The organism is Altericroceibacterium indicum (assembly GCF_009828105.1).
Classification (GTDB): Bacteria; Pseudomonadota; Alphaproteobacteria; order Sphingomonadales; family Sphingomonadaceae; genus Altericroceibacterium; species Altericroceibacterium indicum.
Map to the genome: position 1 here is coordinate 364,678 of NZ_WTYQ01000001.1, position 24,439 is coordinate 389,116.

Sequence of the window (24,439 nt, forward strand, 5' to 3'; positions counted from 1 at the left end):
AAATCGCGCTTGGTTGCTGCATTTAAACGAACCATTCAGCCGGTTCATGGCAGGACCCTTCCGCCAGTTCCGCTTTGGTGTATTGAGAGGTTTATGAAACGTCGCCTCAACCGTTGGGCACGCAGCCAGATGCCAACGCGCGAACAGCTTGCTCGCAACCGTTACGCGCGTCATTTGGCACATCGTGCTGAATTATGGCGCCTGACCCGGCGCTCGGTCCCGCGCGGCGTTGCGATTGGTTTGTTTGTGGGCATTTTTGCTCTCATACCCGGTGTTCAGATGGTGGGGGCAGCATTGATGTGTGTGCCCTTCCGGGGCAACATTCCGCTGTCGGCTGGCATGACGTTTCTTTCCAATCCTGCAACAACGCCGTTGATCGTTGCGGCAGCGCTCTATATCGGAAGTGCTCTTGGCTTTCATTCTGACCTCTCCTCATTCCGCGCCTTGATGAGTGAAGGGGCCACTCTGGGGCAGTGGACCCACTGGCTGTTGTCTGACGCGGCGCCTGCTTTGGTGACGGGGCTCTTTGTGATTTCCCTGGTGGCAGCGGTGATTGGCTATTTCATCGCCATCTTCGTGTGGCGCGGCATTGTGATGCGTCGGCGCCAGCGGCGGCTCGGCGAAAATGCGGCCATCAGCGCAGCGGAATAATGAGCATCCTTGCCGATAGTGGTCAGCCCCGCATGACCGACGCCGTTATTGTAATTCTGGCGGTTTTAGTAAGTGTCATACTCGTCTTTATTGTGACCGATAGCACCTTGGTTACGGTGACTTTCACAGGTGGTTTAGCCGTCCTGGGTGTGGGAGGTGCCGCTATTCTGCGCCGCATATCACCGCAAAAACATGCTGCGGCTGAGCTTATAGATTGGTCTGTGACGCTTGAAGCCATGCAGCAGGATGATCGCGCCGTTGTGATTACCGACCGTTGCGGGCGCATGGTTTGCGCGAATGCGCTTTATGAAAGCTGGTTTGGGTCAAACTATACTCCTCCATACCTTCCCATCGCTGACGAACGTCAGGAAGAGTTGGCGCGGCTTGCCCGTATCGCATGGCGCGATGGAGCTGATGGCGGTCTCGTGATTTCTGCTGATAAGGGGGAGTGGCAGGTAGAAGCTCAGCGCGCTGGCCGTGGGGATGAATATCTCGTTTGGCGCTTCGTTTCGACCGCTAAAGATGATCCGGTGGCGGTCATTTCCGCTCGATTGAACGATTCTTTTGGCGAGATGATGTCTTACGCCGGAATAGAACTGGCAGTCGTAGATACAGAGGGTTTCATTCAGGCGGTTAGCCCGGGATTCGCGAGGCGGGCTTGTGGTGGCAATGCCGCAAGTCTGATTGGGAGGGATTTCGTCTCCTTGCTGCGGACTGATGAGCGTGACCGAATCTATTATAGCCGGGAGGGGCGTGAGGGCAGCCCGCAAACATTGGTGCAGGTGCCCCTCTTTGACCCTGCCGATTCGTCTGTTGATCCGGTTAAAGCTCCTTCTTTGATGCTCATGCTGGATTCCGGTGTTGGGCTTGGCGGTTGGGGCGGCGGAAATACTGGACAGGCCCCTCAGTTGGAGTCTTTGCTGGAGCATCTGCCTCTTGGTCTTGCACTGACAGATCGGGATGGACATTTTCTGTTCGCCAATCCTGCCTTCCACCGGGCGGCAGGAATCGAAAAAATGGACTTGCCGCTTTACCCTTCAGATCTCGTGATTCAGGAAGATAAAGCTGCCATTTCGGATGCTGTGCGTCGCTATGGTCAAGGGGTTGTGAATAGTGGCGACATGGCTATTCGCCTGCGATCACAACCGGATGAGCCTGTTTCACTGCGCTTGGCTGGTATTCGCGGATTGGGCGAACCTGCTGTCCTTCTCAGCCTGGCAGATACGACCGTTGAAAACCGTCTGCGCCGTCAGGTCGCTCAGGCCACCAAAATGCAGGCGGTGGGGCAACTGGCAGGTGGGGTGGCTCATGATTTCAATAATGTGCTTACCGCTATTATTGGATATTGCGACCTGATGTTGCTGCGCCATATTCCGGGCGATAGTGACTATGATGATATCCAGCAGATCAAGGCCAATTCTAACCGTGCAGCGTCGCTGACGAGGCAACTTCTCGCCTTTTCCCGGCAGCAGACATTGCAGCCAGAAGTGCTACAATTGCCCGATGTGATTTCGGAAGTGTCGCAATTACTGAAGCGTTTGCTAGGGGCCAAGATTACTCTTGAAACCCACCACGATCGTGATCTTGGTCCAGTTCGTGCCGACCCTCGACAGCTTGAACAGGTGATTATCAATCTGGCGGTTAATGCGCGTGATGCCATCCAGTCGCGTGACGGGGGAAGCGAGCACGGAACTGGGACTCTGAGTTTTTCCACCCGGTGTGTGAGCGCTGCCGATATCCGGCGAATGCGAAGCGATATTATTCCAATTGGTGATTATACCGTTCTGATTGCTGAGGATACGGGCGGCGGAATTCCAGCAGAATATCTACCGAAAATCTTTGAGCCCTTTTTTACCACAAAGGAATTGGGAAAAGGCACAGGGCTCGGACTGTCGACCGTTTACGGGATCGTTAAGCAGTCGGGTGGTTTCATCTTTGTAGATAATTTTACTTCAAAAGATGGCCGTTCCCAAGGCGCACGCTTTTCAATCTACTTGCCGGTTTATCGTGGTGAGAGTGGTGGAGAAGTGCTTGCTTCAGGACCAGAGGTAGAACCCACGTCAAGCTGGTCGGGGGGTGGACGCATTCTTCTTGTCGAAGATGAAGATATGGTCCGAGCTGTGGCAGAACGTTCTTTGACCAGGCAGGGCTATACCGTTGTCTCAGCTGAAGATGGCGACCAAGGGTTGGAGCTTGTCAGATCAGACGGTCCATTTGATCTCGTTGTCAGCGACGTGGTGATGCCAACAATGGATGGGCCGGCCATGGCACGTGAAATCCGCAAGATTGCCTCGGATTTACCGGTGCTGTTCATGTCCGGATATGCTGAGGAACAACTCCGTCGCGAAATCAAAATTGATGGTATGTATTTCATCCCCAAACCTTTTTCGGTCAAGCAAATAGCCGCTAAAGTGACTCAGATACTGCGCTCATCGCACAATCAGGCCGATTGATTTCTGTTCTGACATGGGACAGGTATGTTCCACTCTTGTTCTTTTAGAACAAAGCAGGTACACAGGTTTCCAGTTGATGAATCGGGGGTCCCCCCTAGGAAACCGGTGGAGGTCATGTCATGGCTGCTAATCTTAAAGTGGTTGAAGCTAAGGAAAGCAAAGTGGATCGTCAGAAAGCGCTCGACGCCGCACTTGCCCAGATCGACAGGGCCTTCGGTAAAGGTTCTGCAATGAAATTGGGCAGTCGCGAAGCCATGCAGGTCGAATCGGTTTCATCCGGTTCACTTGGGTTAGACATCGCGCTTGGCATAGGCGGACTTCCGCGCGGCCGGATCATCGAGATTTATGGCCCGGAAAGTTCCGGCAAGACCACGCTTGCTCTCCATGCCATCGCGGAAGCTCAGAAAATCGGTGGTACGGCTGCGTTTGTAGATGCGGAGCATGCGCTTGATCCGGTCTATGCCAAGGCTCTTGGTGTTAATATTGATGATCTCATTGTCTCTCAGCCTGATACTGGTGAGCAGGCGTTGGAAATCACCGACACACTGGTGCGCTCTAACGCTGTTGATGTTCTTGTGGTTGATTCTGTAGCTGCTCTGGTGCCGCGCGCTGAAATTGAAGGCGAAATGGGTGATAGCCATGTTGGCCTGCAGGCCCGCTTGATGAGCCAGGCGTTGCGCAAGCTTACAGGGTCCATCAACCGTTCGCGTTGTATGGTAATTTTCATCAATCAGGTCCGAATGAAAATCGGCGTGATGTATGGTAATCCCGAAACCACAACAGGCGGTAACGCACTGAAATTCTACGCTTCAGTTCGTTTGGATATCCGTCGTACTGGCCAGATCAAGGATCGGGACGAAATCGTCGGTAATGCTACCCGCGTGAAGGTGGTGAAGAACAAAGTCGCGCCGCCTTTCAAGCAGGTTGAATTCGACATCATGTATGGCGAAGGGATTTCCAAAATCGGGGAAATTCTCGATCTCGGTGTGAAAGCTGGCTTAGTGGAAAAATCAGGTAGCTGGTTTTCTTATGATTCGATTCGGATTGGGCAGGGTCGTGAAAATGCCAAGACCTATCTAAAGGAACATCCAGAGCTTCGCGACCAGTTGGAAAAAGCTATTCGCAGCAAGACGGATAAGGTTGCTGAAGAAATGATGACTGGCCCTGAACCTGCTGGTGATAATGAATGATTGATGGGGCGGGGCAAATTTGCCCCGCTTTTTCTTTTACAGTGTCTGGTTGTACTCAAGCTTTGAATGGGGTCAGCTACGCTTCAGTGATTATTGGCGTTAAAGTCTGACTGAGTGGCACTTTGGCAAGGAATTATGCGCTTACACGGCCTGATCGCAACAATTGCTCAGAGAAAGCAGTCAAATCCGCTTGTCCTGCGGCATTTCAAGCCCTAATTCCGCCCCATGTATTCGACAAATGACATCCGCAGCACCTTTCTCAACTATTTTGCCGATCGCGGCCATGAGAAAGTGCCCTCCGCGCCGCTGGTTCCATATAACGATCCATCTTTGATGTTCGTGAATGCGGGCATGGTTCCGTTCAAGAATGTCTTTACCGGACTTGAAACGCCACCAGCGCCACGTGCCACATCTTCGCAGAAGTGTGTTCGCGCGGGCGGGAAGCATAATGATCTCGACAATGTCGGCTACACAGCGCGCCACCTGACTTTTTTTGAAATGCTCGGCAATTTCAGCTTTGGCGATTATTTTAAAGAGCAGGCAATTACGCAGGCATGGGAGGTTGTCACCAAAGAGTTCGCCCTCGACCCCAAACGCTTGCTGGTGACTGTGTATCATACGGATGATGAGGCTTTCGATCTCTGGCGCAAAATAGCTGGTCTGCCTGAAGAGCGGATCATTCGTATTGCTACAAAGGATAATTTCTGGGCAATGGGCTCCGATGGTCCTTGTGGCCCATGTTCTGAAATCTTCTGGGATTATGGCCCAGATGTGGCTGGTGGCCCTCCTGGTTCACCGGATGAAGACGGTGACCGGTTTGTTGAGATCTGGAATCTTGTTTTCATGCAGCATTTGCAGGCGAATGATGAGATCGTTAGCAATCTGCCGCATCCAAGCATTGATACGGGGATGGGGCTGGAACGTATCGCGTCTGTATTGCAGGGCCGGCAAAACGTATTTGAAACAGATACTTTTCGCCACCTGATTGCAGCCAGCGAAGATTTGACATCGACCAAGGCGCAGGGTGAGCAGCGTGCCAGCCATCAGGTTATCGCTGATCATTTGCGTTCAACCAGCTTCCTGATTTCTGATGGTGTTTTGCCTTCCAATGAGGGACGTGGCTATGTTCTGCGCCGCATCATGCGCCGCGCTATGCGGCATGCGCACCTTCTTGGAGCGAAAGAACCCTTGATGCACCGTTTGGTGCCAGCGTTGATTACCGAAATGGGGCAGGCCTATCCCGACCTCACCCGCGCGCAGCCGCTGATCGAAGAAGTGCTGGAACGTGAGGAATCACGCTTCCGCCAGACCTTGGAAAAAGGCCTGCGTTTGCTTGATGAGGCAACGCAGGATATGCAAGAAGGTCAGTCACTTTCAGGTGAAACCGCTTTCAAGCTCTATGACACTTTCGGATTTCCATATGATCTGACCGTCGATGCGTTGCGCGCTCGTGGTTTAGGTGTGGAACGGGAAGGCTTTGATACGGCTATGGCGCAGCAGAAGGCCGCTGCACGTGCCGCCTGGAAGGGGTCCGGCGCTGCCGCTGATAGTGAAGTCTGGTTCGATATTGTCGATCGTGAAGATGCTACCGAATTCACTGGCTATTCTGCAACGTCTGGCGATGGCCATGTGGTGGCGCTTATCGTTGATGGCAAGGAAGTCGATAGTGCTGAAGTTGGCCAGGAAGTGACTTTGCTGACCAATCAAACCCCTTTCTATGGCGAAAGTGGTGGCCAGATGGGCGATACTGGCGTCGTCACTGGCAATAATGGCCTGCATATTCGAATCACCGACACGGCCAAACCGCTTGGCCGGTTGCATGCGCATAATGGTGTGATTGAAGCAGGAAGCATCGCCAAGGGGGATACGGTTCACCTCGAAGTGGATCAGGACCGCCGAGATCGCATCCGTGCTAATCATTCGGCAACGCATCTTGTTCATGCTGCTCTGCGCAATCGTTTGGGTGGGCATGTAACGCAGAAGGGGTCTTTGGTTGCTGAAGACCGTTTGCGGTTCGACTTCTCGCACCCCAAAGCTCTGACAGCGGAAGATATTGCTGCAATCGAAGCGGATGTGAACGCTGAGATCCGTCATAATGACCAGGTCACAACACGGCTGATGAGTCCGGATGACGCGATAGAAGCCGGAGCAATGGCACTATTCGGCGAAAAATATGGAGAAGAAGTGCGTGTCCTCTCCATGGGGCGTGGCAATTGGAATGGTTCGGGTAAGAGTTATTCCGTCGAATTGTGTGGTGGCATTCATGTGCATGCGACAGGCGATATCGGCGTGTTTCGTATTATATCGGACAGTGCTGTGTCATCGGGTGTCCGCCGGATTGAGGCATTGACCGGTGAAGCTGCACGCCAATGGCTTGTTCAGCGTGAAGATGCGTTGAAAGCGGTAGCTGGCGTTCTGAAGTCCACGCCTGAAGAAGCAGAAGCGCGTGTGAGTGCGTTGATGGATGAGCGTAAGCGTCTCGAGCGTGAGTTAGCTGAAGCTAAAAAGCAGCTCGCACTGGGTGGCGGTGGAGCTTCTGCTGCTAAGGCAGATGAAGAAGTGGGCGGTGTTAAGTTTTCAGGCCAGGTTTTAGATGGACTGAATCCGAAAGAGCTTCGCGGTCTGCTGGATGATGCGAAGAAGCGCATGGGTTCAGGCATCGCCGCCATCGTTGCTGTCAATGAAGGCCGGGCCGCTTTCGCAGCGGCTGTCACCGATGATTTGACAGATCGGTTTGACGCAGTGGCCCTGGTGCGTACTGGCGTTGAAGCGCTGGGTGGCAAAGGCGGTGGCGGTAGGCCCGATATGGCGCAAGGTGGTGGGCCGGATGGCACTAAGGCGGCGGAGGCTTTGGCGGCTGTTAAAGAGCAGATCGCAGCGACCTGATTGGTCACTCAAAATCTGAATAAAAGCCCGGCTGTAACGCCGGGCTTTTTATTTCACGGCTTAATTCTTGAAAATTCAGGCATTTTCTGCGGAACTTGTTCGCAGCTTGGGAATGTAATCTAGCTCGCCGCCTTCCTTGATGCTTTTACGGAATTCATCGCGTTTTTCGTGGATCGAAGCAATGACTGGACCAACGGCCACACCCAGATCCACCAGTACGGCTTCGGATAGCTGTAGAGACGCCTCAAGCGTTTCAGGAACGGCATGGGTTGCGCCATTGCGATACAGCTCACTCGCGTGGGTACCATCCCTGGCACGGGCTATGATGGGAAGCTCAGGGTAATTACTGCGGAGCTTGCGTGTCAGCTGCTGTGCCAGAACAGGCTCATCCATCGTCAGAATAACTGCGGGTGCGACGTCGATCTCAAGTTTACTCAAAACGTCCACGCGAGCAGCGTTACCGAACACTGCATTATAGCCCTGTCTTTTGGCTTGCCCGACTGTGTCTGAATCGAAGTCTATGGCGACATATGGCTTGTCATGTTTGGTGAGCATGTCGGCTACCAATCTGCCGACACGGCCGAAGCCGATGATGATCACGCCCTGGCCATCTCGTGTTTCGCTGAAACTGGAAAGGTCTGGGGCCGGTTCAACCCGCTTTGCCATCAGTCTCCCGAGCAAAGCCAGAAGGGGTGTGATTGTGAGGCCAATGGCAGTGACAATTTGCCAGAACTGCGCTGTCCCAGGCTGGATGAGCATAGCCTGTGTTGCGGCAGTCAGCACAATCAGCGTAGTCTCTGAAGGGCTTGACATCAAAATGCCGGTTTCTGTCGCCGTACCGCGCCGTGCCCCCATCAAACGAAGAAGAACACCCGTGACAACCGCTTTCAGTGTGAGGACAGAGACAACGGCAATCGCGATAGGGGCGAGGTTGTTCCAAATCATCGCAAGATCGATGCCCATCCCCACGGTGAGGAGGAAAACACCCAGCGCCAGACCTTTGAAGGGCTCCATAATCCCTTCCACTTCAGTGTGATATTCGGTTTCAGCAATGAGTAATCCCGCGATCAAAGCGCCAACGATGGGGGATAGGCCGACAGCAGCTGTAACTAGGCTGGCCCCGATCACCACAAGCAGTGAAGCGGCGAGAAAAACTTCCGGGCTCTTCGTGCGAGCGGCTTGTGCGAAGAGATGGGGCAGGGCGAAACGGCCGATTACCATCATAGCGCCGAGCACAACAATGCCCATCCAGAGGGTGTCCATCAGCCCCTCCATCCCACCGGAATCGGCAAAGGGCGCTAATGCACCCAACAGGAAAATGATCGGGACAATGGCGATATCTTCGAACAACAACATGGAAAGTGCTGCGCGGCCGACTGGATTGTTCGTTCCCGACATGGGTAAAACCAGTGCCGTTGAGGACAAGGCGAGGGCCAAGCCTAAACCAAGTGCGCCGGTCCAATATTGGCCCAGCATACACAGTGCTGCAGTGATCAGCATGGATATGAAGACAAGTTCGAGTGCTCCCAGTCCAAATACGAGCTTGCGCATGGCCCACAGCCGATTGAACGACAGCTCTAACCCGATAGTGAACAGCAGCAGAATGATGCCAAATTCTGCGAAAGGACCGAGGGCTTCAGGATCGCTGATCGTCACGTGGACGAGCATGGGATAGTCTAGAACCATTCTGCCGAGCCCATATGGGCCGACCAGCAAACCCACCAGGATGAAACCGATAATAGGAGTAATGCGAAAGCGAGCGAACAGCGGAATAACTATCCCCGCGGCGCCGAGAATAACGAGCGCATCTGAGAGGACTGAGGAATTGAGATCGCCGTGCATGAACTTCCTTGTTCGGTTGCCGATAGATGTTTTCGAGCAGATTGGCATCGCAGCCAACTTTGTGGCTACACATCTGAATGGGTTACAAAATGTCCGTCGATCCGGTGCGAGGCAAGCCTTCTTTGCATATTTCGCAACATTTGTTCACGAATTTAAACGCATAGCATTTTTAAAGCCTAATCGTCTCTGTCCAAACGGGCTGATGTGCTGAAGAAGGGTGATATTTTCCTATACAGAAATTTCGCAGTCATCTGATGATGGATGATTAGGATAATTTGCCACTTTACTGCGCTCGAAGATGTGCCAGACAGGGCGCCATTACGTTACTGGCGGTGGGTTAAGCGGGGAAAATATGACAGAAAGCACACAAGTGCCATCAGGGCAGAGTTGGACGATGGGGCGTGTCGCTGCCGCAGGTGTTATGCTGCTGGCGATACTAGGGGTGGCGCTGATCATGATCGATCTGACCCGCTTTTTGATGCTGATCTTTGCCGCAACTGTTCTGGCGGTAATTTTCGATGCGCTTACTGATAAAATCAGCAAATGGACGCGTTTACCGCGCGGAATAAGCTTGCTGTTGGCGGTTGTCCTGTTGATCGCAATATTTAGCGGCGCTTTCATCCTGTTTGGATCGCAAATGGTGAGCCAGTTTGACACCATTAAAGACAGCCTTCCAGGCGCCCTGAACGCTGTCGAATCTATGCTGGACAAGTTTGGCCTAGGTGAAAGCGCTCGAGATATTGTTTCGCAAGGTAGCAGTGATCTATCCGGCCTGATGTCGGCCGCAGGCGGTTATCTTTTGGCTGCTGGCAACGGCTTAGCGGATTTTGTGATGGTTTTTGTCGCTGCGATTTTTATCGCCAGTGATCCCTCCGTCTACCGCAGAGGCCTCGTTTTGCTGGTGCCACAAAGGGCGGAGAAAGTGACACAAGAGGTACTAAACGATGCTTCAACAGGCCTTAGAGGCTGGATGCTCGGCCAATTCTGCTCCTCCATTCTGGTAGGCGTTTTGACATGGGCTGGCCTTGCATTGTTGGGTGTTCCGGCTGCGGGTGGCTTAGGTCTGATTGCTGGCTTGCTGGATGTCATTCCAATGGTGGGGCCGATTATCGCAGGTGTTCCTGCCGTGCTGCTGGCCTTCACTGTTTCTCCGATGACAGCGCTTTGGACGGTTGTGCTGTTTCTTGGTGTTCAGCAACTTCAGGGGAACTTCCTGCAACCGATGATTCAGAAACATGCGGTCAATGTTCCACCTGCAGTGTTGCTATTTGCTGTGCTGGGGGCAGGGATGCTGTTTGGCTCTCTCGGCGTGCTGCTGGCAGCGCCGTTGACGATTGTGATTTTCGTCGTGATCCAGCGGGTTTATGTGCGGACTTTGCTGGGGAAGGACATTTCCATCGCCGCTGACAAAAAGGAAGGTGGGGCCAGCACATCGGATTGAGTGCGCTTCATTCCGGCTGAGCCATAAAAAACGGGCCTTGCGACAAAGTCACAAGGCCCGTTCTCTATTCCAAATGGACGGTTCAGCTTATGCCCAGTTTGCCATTTCAGCTTCGAGGCCGTCGACGATGGCTTCAAAGAACTGTTCTGTAGTCATCCAGTTCTGATCTGGTCCGATAAGCAGCGCGAGATCCTTGGTCATCTTACCGCTTTCAACGCAGTTAATGCAGACCTTTTCAAGCGTTTCAGCAAAACGGACCACATCAGGTGTTTCGTCAAACAGTCCGCGATACTTAAGACCGCGCGTCCATGCGAAGATCGATGCGATCGGGTTGGTGCTGGTGGCCTTGCCCTGCTGATGCTGGCGATAATGGCGCGTAACCGTGCCATGTGCCGCTTCTGCTTCAACCGTTTTGCCGTCTGGTGACATCAGAACCGAAGTCATCAGGCCGAGTGAGCCGAAGCCCTGCGCCACGATGTCTGACTGCACGTCGCCATCGTAGTTCTTGCAGGCCCAGACGAACTTGCCGCTCCACTTGAGGGCTGATGCGACCATGTCGTCGATCAGGCGGTGTTCGTACCAGATCTTCTTTTCTTCAAACTTCTGCTTGAAGCCTTCGCTTTCGAAGACTTCTTCGAACAGATCCTTGAAACGGCCGTCATAGGCCTTGATGATCGTGTTCTTGGTGGACAGGTAAACCGGCCAGCCGCGATCAAGGCCATAGTTGAAGGATGCGCGTGCAAAATCGCGAATCGAATCGTCGAGGTTGTACATCGACATGGCGACGCCAGCGCTTGGGAACTGGAACACTTCGCGGTCGATGACTTCGCCATCATCACCTTCGAACACCAGACGCAGCTTGCCGGGGCCGGGAACGAGGAAATCGGTGGCGCGATACTGATCACCAAAAGCGTGACGGCCGACCACGATAGGGTCTGTCCAGCCGGGAACCAGACGGGGCACATTGTCGATCACGATCGGTTCGCGGAACACCACACCGCCAAGGATGTTGCGGATCGTGCCGTTGGGCGAACGATACATGTGCTTGAGGCTGAATTCCTCAACGCGGGCTTCATCAGGAGTGATGGTCGCGCATTTTACGCCAACACCATGTTCCTTGATCGCATTAGCGGCATCAACGGTGATCTGGTCATCCGTTTCGTCACGCTTCTGGATCGAAAGATCGAAATATTTCAGATCAACATCAAGATAGGGGAGGATCAACCGTTCACGGATCCATTCCCAGATGATCCTTGTCATCTCATCGCCATCGATTTCAACGATGGGGTTAGTGACCTTAATCTTATCCATATGCGGATTCCTGTCTGCCGTGGTTTTTAAGATTTTCCGCGCTCTTACGGTTGCAGGCGATGGAGCGCAAGGGAAGGACAGGCAACAAAAAAGCCACCGCCTGAAATGATGGTTTGGTCAATTGCTTCACGAGGTAATTTAACCAATGGTAGGTGAAGGAAAAGCTGGACTTCCGAACCCGGCAATCCCTCTCATGACGGCTTGGGTCATTAAAACAAACTAAACTAGGAGGAATTGCTCATGATACGGTGCCTGGCCCTTTTCCCCTCGCTCCTGCTCTCACTAGGCATTGCTGGTGCGGCTTACGGCCAGTCAGGGGAGGGCCCATCCGCAAGGACCGTGGTTCCGAAGGTGGAACAGGAGGGCGTCTGGCAACCGACAGATGGTGGCACCCAGATTCCTCTCTGGCCTGCGGATGTTTCCCTGAAGAAACCGGATAGTGGCGATCATCCCGAATTTACCGGCAATGGCTCTCCGCTTGTTGCGGGGCGCAAATGGCATTGGGCAACATATATCACCCGGCCGACCATGACGATCTATCGTCCGAAAGGTCACAATACCGGTGCCGCGATGCTAGTAATCCCTGGCGGCGGATTCTACGCAGTGGCGACCGATCTTGAAGGAACTGAGATTTGCGATTGGGTGATCCGCCAGGGGATGACCTGCGCCATGCTGAAATACCGAACGCCGCAAGTCTGGCCGCGTGAAAATGGAAAGCAGGAGCGTCCGGAAGTCCTGCTGGGGTTGGAGGATGCTCAGCGCGCTATCAGCCTGTTACGGGAAAGAGCATCTACCTATGGCATCGATCCGCATAAGGTCGGCGTGATCGGATTTTCGGCTGGCGCCTATCTCGTCATTAACATGAGCAACACGATCGAGCGCACCTATCCGCTGACCGATGCGGCTGACCAGCAATCCCCGCGCCCGGACTTCGCCATCGTCGCCTACACTGCGCGCATTTTGGATAACAGTAAGGGCAAGAACAATCTCGAACTACAGCCTTGGGTGAAGATCAGCCCTGAGGCGCCGCCCACACTTATCATCCACGCGATGAACGATCCGGTCGACGATATTCGACAGCCGATGGCCTACGCTCTCGCTCTGAACGATGCAGGCGTGCCGGTTGACATGCGCCTTTACGCCAAAGGTGGTCACGCTTTTGGAATGCGACCGACGGCCGATCCGATCACGAAAGAATGGCCGGGAGAGGTCAAGCAGTGGATGCAGAATATCGGCATTCTATCACCACCACATCACAGCAAGTGATGATAAGCCCGCAGAGTGGCGCGTTACTCGGTGAGTGACCCAAAGCATTATTGGTGGACTTCGCCTTCCTCAGTCGTCAGAATCTGGGCGAGCAAGATATAGAGCATAATGTCGCACGTCTTGTGGCCATGACTGCGTAGCCTCTTCCATGGCCGCAAGATCATCTGCAAAAAGCGCGCGCGTTGCTGCCTCGAAGCCGGGATAGTCACCCGCCAGCGCCGCCATGAAGCGATAGGCCCGTTCATGCGCCAGGCGTATTGCGGTGCAACCCTCATCTCCCTTGCGAGCCTGATCGACCAGACGCCGTAGTGCTTGCGAGGCACCGCCGGGTTGTTGCGCCAGCCATTCCCAATGGCGCGGTAGCAGCGTGACCTCGCGTCCGATCACCCCAAGCTTGGGCCGGCCACGTTTGCGTTCCTCAGGTTGAGCGCCCTGATAATCGGCCAGTCTGGCAATGATTTGCGCGGTCGTCCCACGCAGGTCGATGTCAATCTGCTCGCCTGTCTCATCGTAGAAGATCAGGATTGCGTCTGAGGCAGCTTTAGCCTGTGCATGTACAGCCAAGGCGACATCGGCCAGATCGCCTTCTGCCAGCTTTTGCCCGCCCAGAAAGGCGGTGCAGGCAGCCGAGAGGGGATGCTTTGATGAATCTTTAATCATTTAACCCAGATGATTTGATTTAGAATGTGAGTCAATATACCCGGATAATATAATGCGAATCGCCCTATACCGACCATGGAGACACGAGATGAAACACAGCGACCGGCGCGAAGCCTTGGCTGCTTACAAGGAACGCAAGGTGCAGGCCGGTATCTACGCGGTGTGTTGCGCCACCACCGGTGAACGATGGTTTGGAAAGGCTCCCGATCTGGCCACGATACAGAACCGATTGTGGTTTACGCTGCGTCAGGGAAGCAATCCTCACCGTAGTTTGCAGGAGGCGTGGGCCAAGCATGGGGCGGATGTCTTCAGCTTTGAAGTCGTCGAACGCTTTGAGGAGAAGGACCTGAAATTGGGACGCGAGAGGATTCTGAAACGCCAGCTTGATCACTGGGTAGAGTCCTCCGGCGGCAGAGCCATTTGAAGGTGATCACTGGCGCGCTGCTTTGAGCCAGATGTTGTAAACTTGGCGGATTTCCGAGCTGTATGATCGAAAAGCGAGCATCAGCGCCAACCTTGCTATCTAACTCGTGTCCGTTATGAAGCCCCTTCATCCATCATTGAGATCATTCCACAGCCATTCGCCGAAAGATAGGCTTTTCCTCTCATGTCGTCCGGACTGAATGCGCCGATTGCTATGGCCGACAGCGGGTTCTACGATGGTTTCAGTCGGAAGGTCGGCAGGTGGCAATCCCTGCAAAGATCATCGTCACTCTGTTGATCATATGGGCGATTTTCTTTCCTGTGAATGCGGCAGAAACGCTCGCTGAGGTGAACCGTTCGATCATCCGTGAATTCGCAGGCTGGTATATCTATCTCGTCGCAGCAATCATGGCGACGTGTCTTGCTCTTGCTATCTTCCCGATGACCGGAAGGCTGAAAATCGGACTTGAGGATGACGAGCCCGAGTTTTCGAGAGTTTCATGGTTTTCCATGCTGTTCGGTGCCGGTATCGGGGTTGGTATGCTCACTTACGCGGTGGGCGAGCCAATGGCACATTTCTCTAATAATCCGGCGATCATCGAAGGCCATGTCGCGGCGCGTTCGGCCGATGCAGTGCCTTCTGCATATCTCTACGCGTTTCTGCATTGGGGCATCGCCGCATGGGCGACCTATGCGCTCGTTGGCCTGGCGATCGGTTACGTTGCATATCGCCGCAGTCTGCCACTGACGATCCGTTTGGCGCTGGCGCCGATTTTCGGCAAGGCGATGTCAGGTTTTGCAGGTCATGTTGTGGAGGTGGTCCCTGTGGTCGCAACGCTTTTGGGCATCGCGGTAACGATGGGCCTCGGGGTCGAACAGTTCATCGCAGGGGCTGCGCGGCTTGGGCTTCAAGCTGGCTGACGGCACCTCGTCCGTTTTTGCCATCGTCATCTCACTGGTTTTGCTCGTTGGGGCATCCACACTCAGTGCGCTTTCCGGAGTAGGCAAGGGTATCAAGTGGCTGTCGAATATCAATCTTGCGCTCTCTTTCGGGCTGTTGGCCCTGTTCCTTTTTGCAGGTTCTGGCCTTTTCGGTCTCGACCTGCTCGTCCGAGGTATTGGTAATTATGTCGTCGAAGTCATTCCGGCGACACTCGTGCATTTCAGGACAGATGGCAGCGCGATGGGAGAAGCATTGTCGCATTGGCAGCTCAACTGGACCATCTTCTACTGGGCATGGTGGATCGCCTTCGCTCCCTTTGTGGGGATGTTCGTCGCCTGCATTTCGCGCGGACGTACGATCCGCGAATATGTGCTGGGCGTGATTATCGTGCCCTCGCTACCCTTTCAGTTATGTTCGGGCCTCTTAGTATGATGGTGGTGACCGGATTCGTGGTTATCCTGCTGATGACCTATCTCATCACTTCGGCTGATAGCGCGATTCTTATCGTCAATACGATTAACGGAGCGGGAGAGACCGACGGGCGCAGACGTCGGCATATCATCTTCTGGGGCGTGGCGCTGGCACTGATCGTGGGGAGTATGCTCATCCTTGGCGGCATGATGCTATTCGGGTCACAATGATCATCGGTGCGTTGCCATTCTCTTTCGTGACTGCGCTGATGCTGGTATCGATCGTCAAAGCAGTGGTGTTCGATCTTATCCGTATGCACCACGGTGTTGCCTCAACCTTGGACGCTATAGATCCGTAGCCTGTCGCATATGGCCGGTCGCAGATGATGGGCGGCGAACGCCGTCACATCGATCGGGACTGTCGGATAGCGTGTGTTGCTGCTAAGCGCGCGGCATGTTCGCCTCGCTTATTTCCGTCCGAACGCTTCTCGTCGCGATTTTTGTCATCATGGCGGGCAGCGGGTTCCTATCGACCTTGATATCGGTCAGGCTTGAGGCTGAGGGGACGAATGCGTTCGTGATCGGCCTTGTTGCAGCGGCCTATTTCGCCGGACTTACCATCGGATCGGTGCGGGTGCCGCAGCTGATCGCGAGGGTCGGACATATCCGTTCCTTCGCCGCCTTTGTCTCACTATATTCGGCGAGCAGCCTTGCCTATTCGATCACCATGAGTGCTCCGATCTGGGGTGTCCTGCGATTGATCGACGGTTTTATGATGGCTGGCGTTTTCGTATGTCTGGAAAGCTGGCTTAATCGATTGGCGAGTGCGAAGACCCGCAGTTCGATCCTCGCTGCCTATATGATCGCGCTTTATGGTGGGCAGGCGTTGGGGCAGTTCCTGCTGAATCTTGGTGCGCAGCGGCCTAGCCTGCCCTTCGTGATCGCTGCTATTCTACTGTCGCTGTCCGTTGTGCCGGTGGTGCTGACCAGGATTGATCAGCCGCAACTGGAACATGTTGCTCCGTTTTCGCTCAGACGTCTGTATGCGGCCTCACCACTCGGGGTGATTGGCGTGCTAACCACCGGTGCGATACTCGGCGCTTTTTATGCGCTGGGGGCCGTCTTTATCCAGCGTCTCGGGATGGGATTGTCAGAAGTAGCCTTCTTCACGTCCTGCGTGATTGGGGGAGGGGTCGTACTCCAATGGCCGCTGGGCCTCCTTTCCGACCGCTTCGATCGGCGGACGGTCATCATTGGCTGTATGGCCATCGTGCTTGCAGTGAGCATCTTGCTTGCTCTCTTTGCGGAACCGGACACGCGGTTGTTTGCGCTCGGTGCGCTGTTCGGTGGGTTTGCTTTCGCGCTTTACCCATTATGTGTTGCTCACTCGAACGATCACCTGACCGAAGAGCAACGCGTTGGTGCCAGCAGTGGCCTCGTTCTCACCTATTCAGCTGGTGCGGTGGCCGGCCCGATGATCGGTTCAGCCGGGATGCAAATGCTCGGTGCTTCAGGTTTGTTCGCAACCATTTCTGTTTTTGCCCTGATCGGCACAATTTTCGGATTATGGCGGGCGATCGTTGGCAAGCCAGTCAACGCAGAGGACCAGGGGGCATTCCAGTCTCTGCCCAGAACCACGCCCATGGTGGCAGTGTTGGAAGCAGAAGAAAAATAGGCGGTTGGTAAGACACGGCTATTCTTGCGCCTCAGAAAGCTTGCTGAGCGGCAGGGGAGTCTGGTCAGATCTTCGACATCAATTGCGCTTTGGATTGCACCAAACCCGGTGAGACGGGCCATGGCGGCATCATTTTGCCAGAACGGCTCCGAAGTGCGCGCAGAGATTAATCCGCCGATACAATCATGGTGAATTTACGGTGCGCAAAGAAAAGCCCGCGATCACCGCGGGCTGTCATAAAATATCGAATGGTGGGCGTAGGAAGAGTTGAACTTCCGACCCCTGCGATGTCAACACACAGCTTACGGACAAAAAGCGCAGAAACTCGACGTTCTGGATTCGTGATGCGCGGAACAGCGAGGGAACAAGCGCGCAATCGAATCGGGATTCACCGGAGCAACACCGGAGGGTTTTGTCATGCTTGATGCTGCAAAACTTGCGGGGCTCATCAGGCGAGGCCGGTATCGGCAAGGGAATGAGTTCCAGATCCACGACGATCTTGAGGCGCATCTTACGCAACACTCGGTCCCATTTGAGCGAGAGGTGCGCCTTAGTGACCGAAACAGAATTGATTTCCTGTGTGGCGATGTTGGCATTGAGTGCAAGGCCCGCGCGAAACGCCGCGAATTGTTCCGACAGTTAGAGCGGTATGCCCAGGAAGATCAAATATCTGCCCTAATTCTTTTGACAGGAACGGCAACGGGGCTTCCGCCTGAAATAAATGGTAAGCCCGTCTATCTCGTGTCGCTCGGCAGGACTTCGCTATGAACGGACGCCTCGCATTCGAAACCGGGCGCCCCGGACGATGGGTAGTTGCGGATCTACAGCCTCACGTAGCTATCATGTTCAAGCGTCTATTTCCTCGCGTCGAGCAGGCTAAAACCGAACTGACACTGGTTGATAACGATGAGATACGAGCTGACCTTGAATGGTTTACCTCTCGCTATCCACTCAAAACTGAACACGCAGGCCTTCTAGCTGAAGGGCGCGAAAGAATAGAACGCCAGCGAGCCGACCGAGAGCGCATCCTGCTCCCTGATTGGGAGCCAACTGATCTTATTGGCTTTCGCTCCGGCATGAAGCCTTACAGATACCAGGCGCAGGCTGCGCAGATTGCGGTCAATAATGGCGGCCTGCTGCTGGGCGATGATGTTGGTTTGGGTAAAACCATCACAACGTTTGCCACTGCTGTATTCGGCGCACCGCTCCCTATGGCCATCGTTGTTCAGCCCCATTTGGCCGATCAGTGGAAGAAGAGAGCTGAAGAATTTACCCACATGCGCGTTCACATTATAAATGGCAGAGCGCCCTACAATCTCCCTGAGGCCGATCTCTACATCTTCCGTTATTCCAATATCGCCGGATGGGTTGATGTGTTCGCACAGGGCGTATTCAAAAGCGTTGTCTGGGATGAAATCCAAGAGTTGCGGCATGGGGCGGCAACAGCAAAGGGAGCGGCGTCTCTTACGCTGCGCGACAACGCCCGCTTCCGCCTCGGCTTGACTGCCACTCCTATCTACAATTTCGGTGATGAAATGCACGCTGTGGCCGATTTCATCAGGCCGGGACTGCTTGGAGATATATACGAATTTCGTAGGGAATGGTGCTCTTGGGGTAAGGCAGTCAAAGACCCCGATGCGCTGGGTGCCTATTTACGATCTACCGGATATTTCCTGCGCCGCCGCGAAGATGACAAGGCGGTTGATGCAGCGCTGCCCCCGCCGAACGTCTTAGACTATCCCGTTGCGTTCGATCAGCAAGACGTCGAGCGTGAGGAAGAGATTATAAAATCTCTCGCCATGACCGTGCTAAAGGGAGCCTTCACAGAAGCGGGAGCAGCAGCAAGGCAGCTTGACCTCCGAATGCGCCAACTGACCGGCATTGGTAAGGCCCGCTCGGTTGCGGCCTACGTCAAGATGTTATTGCGTGACAGCGAGCGAGTGCTGCTGACCGGGTGGCATCGTGAAGTCTATTCAATCTGGCAGAAAGCCTTGTCAGAGTTCAATCCAGTCTTGTTCACTGGCACTGAAAGCACCGCAGGCAAAAAGCGCAGTATGGACGCCTTCACGAATGGCGATTCTCGGGTGATGATGATTTCGCTGCGCTCCGGGGCGGGGCTTGATGGTCTCCAACATCATTGCAACGATATAGTGTTTGGCGAGCTGGATTGGTCGCCACAGGTGCATCACCAGCTTATCGGTCGCCTGCGCAGGCCGGGCCAGAAGCGGCAAGTAAATGCTTATTACCTCCATGCAGACGGCGGTAGCGATCCAGTGCTTATGGAAATGTTGGGAATGAAGGCCGATCAATCGCGCGGTATTAATGATCCCGGCATGGCGATGGTCGCCCGGCACTCTGATGATAGCCGGATAAAGAAGCTAGCTGAGTATATTATGAAAGGAGAGGTCGCACATGCTTGACCGCAATTGGCAAACCGCACCCGCAACCGATCTGGAAGCTGCAATAGCTGAGTTCAAAACCACATTGCCGGGATGGTGGTTCTCAGTGTGTGAGTGCCAAGTGTCGTGTGACGCATCATGCGCCCCGACAAGCGAGAGCGATCACATTAAGCTGATACCTTTCGATGACCGGTTCGATAGTGGCTTTCACATTGATTTTGCGCAGCCGGCGACATTGGCTGAGGTCTTACGCGAGGTAATGCGGCAAGGGGTTGCTGCGGTGGCCGCGTGTGGGGGTGGGGAATGACATGGCTATACGTACCCGGAATATCCTCTCCTGCTGCGCAGGCGTCGGAGGACTCGAACTCGGAATTATCCTCGCCCTCCGCCACCGGGGAGAGGATGGGCGCGGTGTATGTTACTTGGAGGGGGAAGCCGCAGCCGCCGCAAGCCTGGTCGCGTCGATGGAAGCAGGGTGGTTTCATCCGGCTCCTGTCTGGTCTGACATGCGATCCTTTAACGCTCGACCGTGGCGTGGCCTCGTTCATATCCTCGCTTCGGGAGACCCCTGCCAGGACAACAGCGTTGCCGGAAAGCGAGCCGGAGCAGGTGGAGAGCGGTTCCTTGCTTCCGAAGTTACCCGCCTTGCCGAAGAGTGCCGGCCTGATCTTATCTTCAGAGAGAACGTGCCGGGGAACGCCCACGAACAGCTTGCCGCCATCACTCCACCACTGGAAGGGATGGGCTACCGCGTTGCGGCAGGAATATTCAGCTCGGCCGGAACTGGCAACACCATGCGGCGCGAGCGACTGTTCATCATGGCCCAGCGCGCGGACCTCGGACACGAATGGGCCGGGGCAACACGGGGAAGGAGGGCTGGACCTCAGGACAGCGGCTGCGGAATGGATGGCTCCGCAGGTGCCGAACGGTGGTCGATCAACGACACATGCGGAAAAGATAGGAAACACCCTCTATCACAAGGGCAAGAAGGTCCAAATGGCTCTGGAAGAGCAACCGCGGAAATGGGCTGGACCCTGCGCGATGAACCACAAGGGCAGCAGCGAGGGCAGCATTATCCGGCAGGACGGGAAGTCAAGGGCGGATCTTCTGCACTATCAGGCAGAACAACTATTCAACCCGCCGTCATCCCGGGACCAACCGATAGCCGGTGGATCGATGTCCTCGACCGTTTCCCCGAACTCCAACCAGCCCTCAGTGAAGAGGAAGCTCAATCCCATCTTCGTCGAGGCATTGATGCGGTGGCCCACCGGATTGAGCGGCTTCGAGCGACCGGCAATGGCGTGGACCCTGTGGCTGCAGCGACAGCTTTCCTTTCTCTCAGCGCTCTACTCGACGCCGATGCAAGAGAGACAGCTTGATATGTTTGGAGAGAAATGATGCGAGAGATACTAAAAACCGCAATGGATTTAGGAATGAATATCCTGCCGCCGAGCCAATTTGACACTTTACGGGCTCCACCGGTTCTCAGGGAAGTCGATAGAGACGGCCCAGTTGTCAAAGGTGAGATAGATGAGGTCTTGGTGCTCCCGCATCCGCGATTGGCGTGGGATCGGGCACGTATTGAGCTGCATCGAGATCGAAGTAGTGGACTATGGATGTGGTCAGCATCTTATATGACTTCAGATGAAGGGCACGCTTATAAGGTTGGTCCGAAATGGGGCAAGTTTGCAGAGAGCCGAGTAAGCAGGGAATGGGATCAGGCAAGACGCAAACGAAGTAAATCAAAATGACGCATTAGCCCGGCAGCAGCAGCGAGCCGGGCTTTTTTGCATCTCAAGAAGACACAATCTAAACTTCAATCTGAACCAATAAGTAAAACCTGTGTCAGAGGAAGAAAAAGGGGTCCCTATGCGCTTAACCTTTTCTTCGACGATGCCTAGGACCCGCGTTTTTCGTGCTTTTTTATTTCATTTTCTCTTGCAATCGAGCGAACAAATCATATTATCAGCGCATCGGACGACGCCCGAACCGATCAAGCTAAGGGCATTGGAGGAAGATAACCATGCAAGACTACATGATTCAAAATAGCGGCCGAACAGACGCGGATGAGCTAGTATATAATGTAAAGGCTCTTGCTGAGGACATCGCTAAAGCGATGACTGCGGCTCATGTATGCGTTGCACCATTTTACGATGAGCCGGATGCTCAGCTATCGGATCCTTATTGCATTAAAATGCGCGGCGAGTGGGAAGTTAGCGTGCGTGTCAAATCGCTTGCTGCTGATCAGTCTGTTCAAGTGATGATTTATTCTCACTACGAACGAGCGAGAGAGCTTTTTTTGTGCTCACCGGCGACCGCAATGCCTGCGTTCACTTGCTCGATTGAATTAGGGCCTGAGGCTATCGCAGCTTATCTTGACGCGCATTTTTTAGCGGAAGCGGAGAAGATTGTCGCACTGATAGACGAGCAGTTAGCGATAGAGGCCACAGAAGTACGCAGTTTTAAAGACCTCATCAATGACATTAAAGATTCTTATCCTCGCGTTAAATTTGATGAGGCTAAGATTAGTGAACCGTGGGTTCCTGTGAGCTGCGGCTCATCGAGTGGCCGGCTGAAGAGAGATGGGACGCTCTATATTGATCGCATGTCTCTAGACAGCAAGGCAGCTAAGGCCTTTTTCGCGCTGACTGCCAATTAAAAACACTACCACTAACAGGAGTTTACTAATGCCATATGTTTCAGAAAGCACCTACAGCGAAGTCATCGAATCCCGGTAATACAGTCATCTAATTATTTTCTGCAAACACATCAAAAAGGACCTGGAAAATGCTTAAAGTATCTAAAGAAACCTTTGAAAACATTATCGCAACTGCAACCGGTATCGAAAGCGATCCAACTGAAGAACGCGATTTAGAATACAGCTACGACATATTCAATTCTAATGAAGATGGCAGGCAATTAGCCTTCATATCTTACAAAGATGGAGAAGTTGCAGGCTACTACATTGATGAAAGTCTAGCGCAATGAGCCGCCTTAGTTTGAAATTGTTCCACAATTCAGGCGCAGGCGCCGACCGCAGGGCTGGAGTTGCATGGGCCTTTTTTGGCCCAAGCTTGAAGCCGCTCGGGCCTCGAATTGAAGGCGACCCGCTCGATCTGGCGCTGAAGCAAACACAGCTTGGGCAGGAGGTCAGCTTATTCATTTATAAAACTGACGCTTCGTTCAAACAGTCTCAAGCATATCGTGACGGCCTGTCACGCAAAGAACATAGCGCTCTTGTTAGAAGGGTCGCAAAAACCCTCCGAAAAAATGGAAGAATTGTAAAGCTCGACCGTGTTTAAAATTTAAGCCGAAACGGGGCGCTTGCCCCGTCGCGCGGATCACGCCCGACCCGCGCCTGAGAATGGCAGGGCATTAAGGAATAGCGACATGATTCAGCAAGACATTCAGGCAGCAGACATTCCAGCGCAAGACAGTGTGATGGCGGAAGCGGCTGAAATTGAACCTGCTCCAGCAGAGCTAGAAAACGACACGCCAGAGACCGCCACGCAGCAGGAATCGGCAACGGATCGCATGGTTAAGGTACTGGCAAGGCTGGACGCGCTTGAAAGCCAGCTAGCCACCCTATCGAGGGAATCGAGTCCCACCCCTACCAGTGAAGCCGAGCGGCGCGAAAAGGCACCACCTGAACGCGCCAGGCAAATGCGGATAATCAAGCGCTATCTGGCAATTCGCAAAGAGCGTGAGCGACTAAAATGCATTGCAGATGCACATCGGGAAATGCGCAATGCCGTGCAAGGCGAACTGCGAGCCACAAGTGAGAAGCTGCAACGCATGACAGAGAAGCGGGCAAGAGCCGTTTTAAATGCGCGGCGCTATAGCTGGAAACTCAGAACACAAGCGCTTTACTCGGAAATCAATTTCGCGCGGTCTGATGACAAGCGCCGCAATAGCGCCATGCGTGCCCGGCGCATGATCGATGCGGCGAGGCAAGACGCCAAAGGCAAGGCTCAGGCACTACAGGTTTCAAGAGATGAATTAAATCGCCTAAAACGCAACTTGAAAGATCCGTCTCAGCCTGAACGTGCAAGCGATGTAGCCAGGTTAATCAAAGAGCGAGATCAGGCGCGCAATGCGAATGCTGCACTGGAAGCACGATGCGACAGGCTGCAGGCCACGGTAAATCAAGGCTCCGATATTATCGAAAGTATGGGAACGCGCCTCGCAAATGCCGAAGCTGCAGTGCGTAGGCTGGCAGCATCATGAACTCCCTGTGCCAACTCGCAGCCGATTGGCGGGGCGATTGCCCCCCTGCCGGTATCCTTGCGGAAGAGAAAATAGACGGGTGGAGAGCGCTCTATTTGCGCGACCATACAGGCACGGCGCGGCTCTATACGCGCAATGGCCACCGCATCGAAGGCACCGGCCACATTCTCCACCAGCTTGCAGAAATGGAACGAGCTGCGGGTGAACTGATGGTTTTCGATGGCGAATTTCAGATCGATGGCGCCTTATCGGCAACAAAAAAATGGTGCGAAAGCGGCTGGAAGGCGGGGGGCGAGGCTGGCCAATTCTTCGGCTTTGACTGCCTAACGCTATCCGAATGGCGGTCCGGGGGCACGGATCGCAGCGCCATAGACCGAAAGGCCATCCTGAAGGACCTCGCAGAGACGGCGCAAAGCGATGCTTGGGAATGGCGCCCCGGAAGCCGAGGCAGGGACGATTTACTACCCCCGGTAGTCATCCTGCCTGACCTATGGTGCTTCGACGCTGGCGACGTGCTGACAGAGGCGCGGCGCGTGTGGGCGCAGGGCGGGGAAGGGCTCATGCTCAAGGACGCCGAGGCGGGCTATCAGCGCGCCCGTGTCAAAGCATGGCAGAAAGTGAAGCAAGGAGGCCCATGGAGCCGCTGACCCCTACCAGTGAAG

Annotated in this window: 23 protein-coding genes; 20 read left to right on the forward strand and 3 right to left on the reverse strand. The window is 54.2% G+C overall.

What is annotated here, in order from left to right; all coding sequences use genetic code 11:
* The first annotated feature begins 93 nt into the window (after window positions 1–93).
* From GRI39_RS01780 to alaS, 4 genes are all read left to right on the forward strand, one after another.
* Window positions 94–651, forward strand: coding sequence for a DUF2062 domain-containing protein (locus tag GRI39_RS01780; RefSeq protein WP_160737973.1), 558 nt, complete (start codon window positions 94–96; stop codon window positions 649–651).
* On the forward strand, window positions 651–3,104 hold the full coding sequence (locus GRI39_RS01785) for a hybrid sensor histidine kinase/response regulator (protein WP_160737974.1): 2,454 nt from the start codon (window positions 651–653) through the stop codon (window positions 3,102–3,104). The genes GRI39_RS01780 and GRI39_RS01785 overlap by 1 nt, the downstream gene beginning before the upstream one ends.
* Window positions 3,105–3,223: 119 nt before the next feature.
* Window positions 3,224–4,294, forward strand: coding sequence for a recombinase RecA (gene recA / locus GRI39_RS01790; RefSeq protein WP_160737975.1), 1,071 nt, complete (start codon window positions 3,224–3,226; stop codon window positions 4,292–4,294).
* A 225-nt stretch (window positions 4,295–4,519) separates the two neighbouring features.
* Window positions 4,520–7,180, forward strand: a complete 2,661-nt coding sequence (gene alaS / locus GRI39_RS01795) for an alanine--tRNA ligase (protein WP_160737976.1) — start codon at window positions 4,520–4,522, stop codon at window positions 7,178–7,180.
* 75 nt (window positions 7,181–7,255) lie between these two features.
* Here alaS and GRI39_RS01800 read toward each other — a convergent pair whose 3' ends face one another.
* A complete protein-coding gene (locus GRI39_RS01800) occupies window positions 7,256–9,022 on the reverse strand; it encodes a cation:proton antiporter domain-containing protein (RefSeq protein WP_160737977.1) in 1,767 nt (588 codons plus the stop codon).
* Window positions 9,023–9,374: 352 nt separating this feature from the next.
* Between GRI39_RS01800 and GRI39_RS01805 the strand changes: the two genes are divergently transcribed.
* Window positions 9,375–10,463, forward strand: coding sequence for an AI-2E family transporter (locus GRI39_RS01805; protein ID WP_160737978.1), 1,089 nt, complete (start codon window positions 9,375–9,377; stop codon window positions 10,461–10,463).
* A gap of 87 nt (window positions 10,464–10,550) precedes the next feature.
* On the opposite strand, the gene GRI39_RS01810 is transcribed toward GRI39_RS01805, so the two are convergent.
* Window positions 10,551–11,774, reverse strand: coding sequence for an NADP-dependent isocitrate dehydrogenase (locus GRI39_RS01810; RefSeq protein ID WP_160737979.1), 1,224 nt, complete (start codon window positions 11,772–11,774; stop codon window positions 10,551–10,553).
* 240 nt (window positions 11,775–12,014) lie between these two features.
* On the opposite strand from GRI39_RS01810, the gene GRI39_RS01815 reads away from it, so the two are divergent.
* A complete protein-coding gene (locus GRI39_RS01815; protein ID WP_160737980.1) occupies window positions 12,015–13,040 on the forward strand; it encodes an alpha/beta hydrolase in 1,026 nt (341 codons plus the stop codon).
* Window positions 13,041–13,109: 69 nt separating this feature from the next.
* Here GRI39_RS01815 and GRI39_RS01820 read toward each other — a convergent pair whose 3' ends face one another.
* Window positions 13,110–13,700 (reverse strand): DUF2239 family protein, encoded by a 591-nt coding sequence (locus GRI39_RS01820; RefSeq protein ID WP_160737981.1) that lies wholly within the window; start codon window positions 13,698–13,700, stop codon window positions 13,110–13,112.
* Window positions 13,701–13,788: 88 nt separating this feature from the next.
* Between GRI39_RS01820 and GRI39_RS01825 the strand changes: the two genes are divergently transcribed.
* The 14 genes from GRI39_RS01825 (at window position 13,789) to GRI39_RS01875 (ending at window position 24,424) form a co-directional block, all read left to right on the forward strand.
* On the forward strand, window positions 13,789–14,124 hold the full coding sequence (locus GRI39_RS01825; protein ID WP_160737982.1) for a GIY-YIG nuclease family protein: 336 nt from the start codon (window positions 13,789–13,791) through the stop codon (window positions 14,122–14,124).
* A gap of 260 nt (window positions 14,125–14,384) precedes the next feature.
* Complete coding sequence (locus GRI39_RS14670; RefSeq protein ID WP_343033271.1) at window positions 14,385–15,044, forward strand: BCCT family transporter; 660 nt, start codon at window positions 14,385–14,387, stop codon at window positions 15,042–15,044.
* Entirely contained in the window at window positions 15,025–15,498 is a 474-nt protein-coding gene (locus GRI39_RS14735; protein WP_343033272.1) for a BCCT family transporter, read from the forward strand. The genes GRI39_RS14670 and GRI39_RS14735 overlap by 20 nt, the downstream gene beginning before the upstream one ends.
* 5 nt (window positions 15,499–15,503) lie before the next feature.
* Window positions 15,504–15,707, forward strand: coding sequence for a BCCT family transporter (locus GRI39_RS14740; RefSeq protein WP_343033273.1), 204 nt, complete (start codon window positions 15,504–15,506; stop codon window positions 15,705–15,707).
* Window positions 15,704–15,835, forward strand: coding sequence for a hypothetical protein (locus tag GRI39_RS14680; protein WP_281351808.1), 132 nt, complete (start codon window positions 15,704–15,706; stop codon window positions 15,833–15,835). Before GRI39_RS14740 ends, GRI39_RS14680 begins: the two co-directional genes overlap by 4 nt.
* Before the next feature lie 95 nt (window positions 15,836–15,930).
* Window positions 15,931–17,151, forward strand: coding sequence for an MFS transporter (locus GRI39_RS01835; RefSeq protein WP_160737983.1), 1,221 nt, complete (start codon window positions 15,931–15,933; stop codon window positions 17,149–17,151).
* A gap of 764 nt (window positions 17,152–17,915) precedes the next feature.
* The gene (locus GRI39_RS01840) at window positions 17,916–19,571 is read left to right on the forward strand and encodes an SNF2-related protein (protein ID WP_160737984.1); all 1,656 of its coding nucleotides are present in this window, start codon (window positions 17,916–17,918) and stop codon (window positions 19,569–19,571) included.
* Window positions 19,564–19,857, forward strand: a complete 294-nt coding sequence (locus GRI39_RS01845) for a hypothetical protein (protein WP_160737985.1) — start codon at window positions 19,564–19,566, stop codon at window positions 19,855–19,857. The genes GRI39_RS01840 and GRI39_RS01845 overlap by 8 nt, the downstream gene beginning before the upstream one ends.
* Window position 19,858: 1 nt before the next feature.
* Window positions 19,859–20,929 carry a DNA cytosine methyltransferase gene (locus tag GRI39_RS01850; RefSeq protein ID WP_160737986.1) on the forward strand — a complete coding sequence of 357 codons (1,071 nt, stop codon included), beginning with the start codon at window positions 19,859–19,861 and terminating at the stop codon, window positions 20,927–20,929.
* Between the two features lie 644 nt (window positions 20,930–21,573).
* Entirely contained in the window at window positions 21,574–22,209 is a 636-nt protein-coding gene (locus GRI39_RS01855) for a hypothetical protein (RefSeq protein ID WP_160737987.1), read from the forward strand.
* A gap of 128 nt (window positions 22,210–22,337) precedes the next feature.
* A complete protein-coding gene (locus GRI39_RS01860; RefSeq protein WP_160737988.1) occupies window positions 22,338–22,538 on the forward strand; it encodes a hypothetical protein in 201 nt (66 codons plus the stop codon).
* On the forward strand, window positions 22,535–22,852 hold the full coding sequence (locus GRI39_RS01865; protein ID WP_160737989.1) for a hypothetical protein: 318 nt from the start codon (window positions 22,535–22,537) through the stop codon (window positions 22,850–22,852). Before GRI39_RS01860 ends, GRI39_RS01865 begins: the two co-directional genes overlap by 4 nt.
* An 88-nt stretch (window positions 22,853–22,940) precedes the next feature.
* A complete protein-coding gene (locus tag GRI39_RS01870; protein WP_160737990.1) occupies window positions 22,941–23,777 on the forward strand; it encodes a hypothetical protein in 837 nt (278 codons plus the stop codon).
* Window positions 23,774–24,424, forward strand: a complete 651-nt coding sequence (locus GRI39_RS01875; protein ID WP_160737991.1) for an ATP-dependent DNA ligase — start codon at window positions 23,774–23,776, stop codon at window positions 24,422–24,424. The genes GRI39_RS01870 and GRI39_RS01875 overlap by 4 nt, the downstream gene beginning before the upstream one ends.
* The last annotated feature ends 15 nt before the right edge of the window (window positions 24,425–24,439 follow it).

What these genes read in the sequence shown, in the direction of transcription:
- recA (WP_160737975.1), top strand. Translation starts at nt 3,224, where the DNA reads ATGGCTGCTAATCTTAAAGTGGTTGAAGCTAAGGAAAGCAAAGTGGAT.
- GRI39_RS01785 (WP_160737974.1), top strand. Translation starts at nt 651, where the DNA reads ATGAGCATCCTTGCCGATAGTGGTCAGCCCCGCATGACCGACGCCGTT.
- GRI39_RS01780 (WP_160737973.1), top strand. Translation starts at nt 94, where the DNA reads ATGAAACGTCGCCTCAACCGTTGGGCACGCAGCCAGATGCCAACGCGC.
- GRI39_RS01865 (WP_160737989.1), top strand. Translation starts at nt 22,535, where the DNA reads ATGAGCCGCCTTAGTTTGAAATTGTTCCACAATTCAGGCGCAGGCGCC.
- GRI39_RS01815 (WP_160737980.1), top strand. Translation starts at nt 12,015, where the DNA reads ATGATACGGTGCCTGGCCCTTTTCCCCTCGCTCCTGCTCTCACTAGGC.
- GRI39_RS01870 (WP_160737990.1), top strand. Translation starts at nt 22,941, where the DNA reads ATGATTCAGCAAGACATTCAGGCAGCAGACATTCCAGCGCAAGACAGT.
- GRI39_RS01850 (WP_160737986.1), top strand. Translation starts at nt 19,859, where the DNA reads ATGGCTATACGTACCCGGAATATCCTCTCCTGCTGCGCAGGCGTCGGA.
- GRI39_RS01805 (WP_160737978.1), top strand. Translation starts at nt 9,375, where the DNA reads ATGACAGAAAGCACACAAGTGCCATCAGGGCAGAGTTGGACGATGGGG.
- GRI39_RS01810 (WP_160737979.1), bottom strand. Translation starts at nt 11,774, where the DNA reads ATGGATAAGATTAAGGTCACTAACCCCATCGTTGAAATCGATGGCGAT.
- alaS (WP_160737976.1), top strand. Translation starts at nt 4,520, where the DNA reads ATGTATTCGACAAATGACATCCGCAGCACCTTTCTCAACTATTTTGCC.
- GRI39_RS01855 (WP_160737987.1), top strand. Translation starts at nt 21,574, where the DNA reads ATGCAAGACTACATGATTCAAAATAGCGGCCGAACAGACGCGGATGAG.
- GRI39_RS01840 (WP_160737984.1), top strand. Translation starts at nt 17,916, where the DNA reads ATGAACGGACGCCTCGCATTCGAAACCGGGCGCCCCGGACGATGGGTA.
- GRI39_RS01860 (WP_160737988.1), top strand. Translation starts at nt 22,338, where the DNA reads ATGCTTAAAGTATCTAAAGAAACCTTTGAAAACATTATCGCAACTGCA.
- GRI39_RS01825 (WP_160737982.1), top strand. Translation starts at nt 13,789, where the DNA reads ATGAAACACAGCGACCGGCGCGAAGCCTTGGCTGCTTACAAGGAACGC.
- GRI39_RS01845 (WP_160737985.1), top strand. Translation starts at nt 19,564, where the DNA reads ATGCTTGACCGCAATTGGCAAACCGCACCCGCAACCGATCTGGAAGCT.
- GRI39_RS14680 (WP_281351808.1), top strand. Translation starts at nt 15,704, where the DNA reads ATGATCATCGGTGCGTTGCCATTCTCTTTCGTGACTGCGCTGATGCTG.
- GRI39_RS01800 (WP_160737977.1), bottom strand. Translation starts at nt 9,022, where the DNA reads ATGCACGGCGATCTCAATTCCTCAGTCCTCTCAGATGCGCTCGTTATT.
- GRI39_RS01820 (WP_160737981.1), bottom strand. Translation starts at nt 13,700, where the DNA reads ATGATTAAAGATTCATCAAAGCATCCCCTCTCGGCTGCCTGCACCGCC.
- GRI39_RS01835 (WP_160737983.1), top strand. Translation starts at nt 15,931, where the DNA reads ATGTTCGCCTCGCTTATTTCCGTCCGAACGCTTCTCGTCGCGATTTTT.
- GRI39_RS01875 (WP_160737991.1), top strand. Translation starts at nt 23,774, where the DNA reads ATGAACTCCCTGTGCCAACTCGCAGCCGATTGGCGGGGCGATTGCCCC.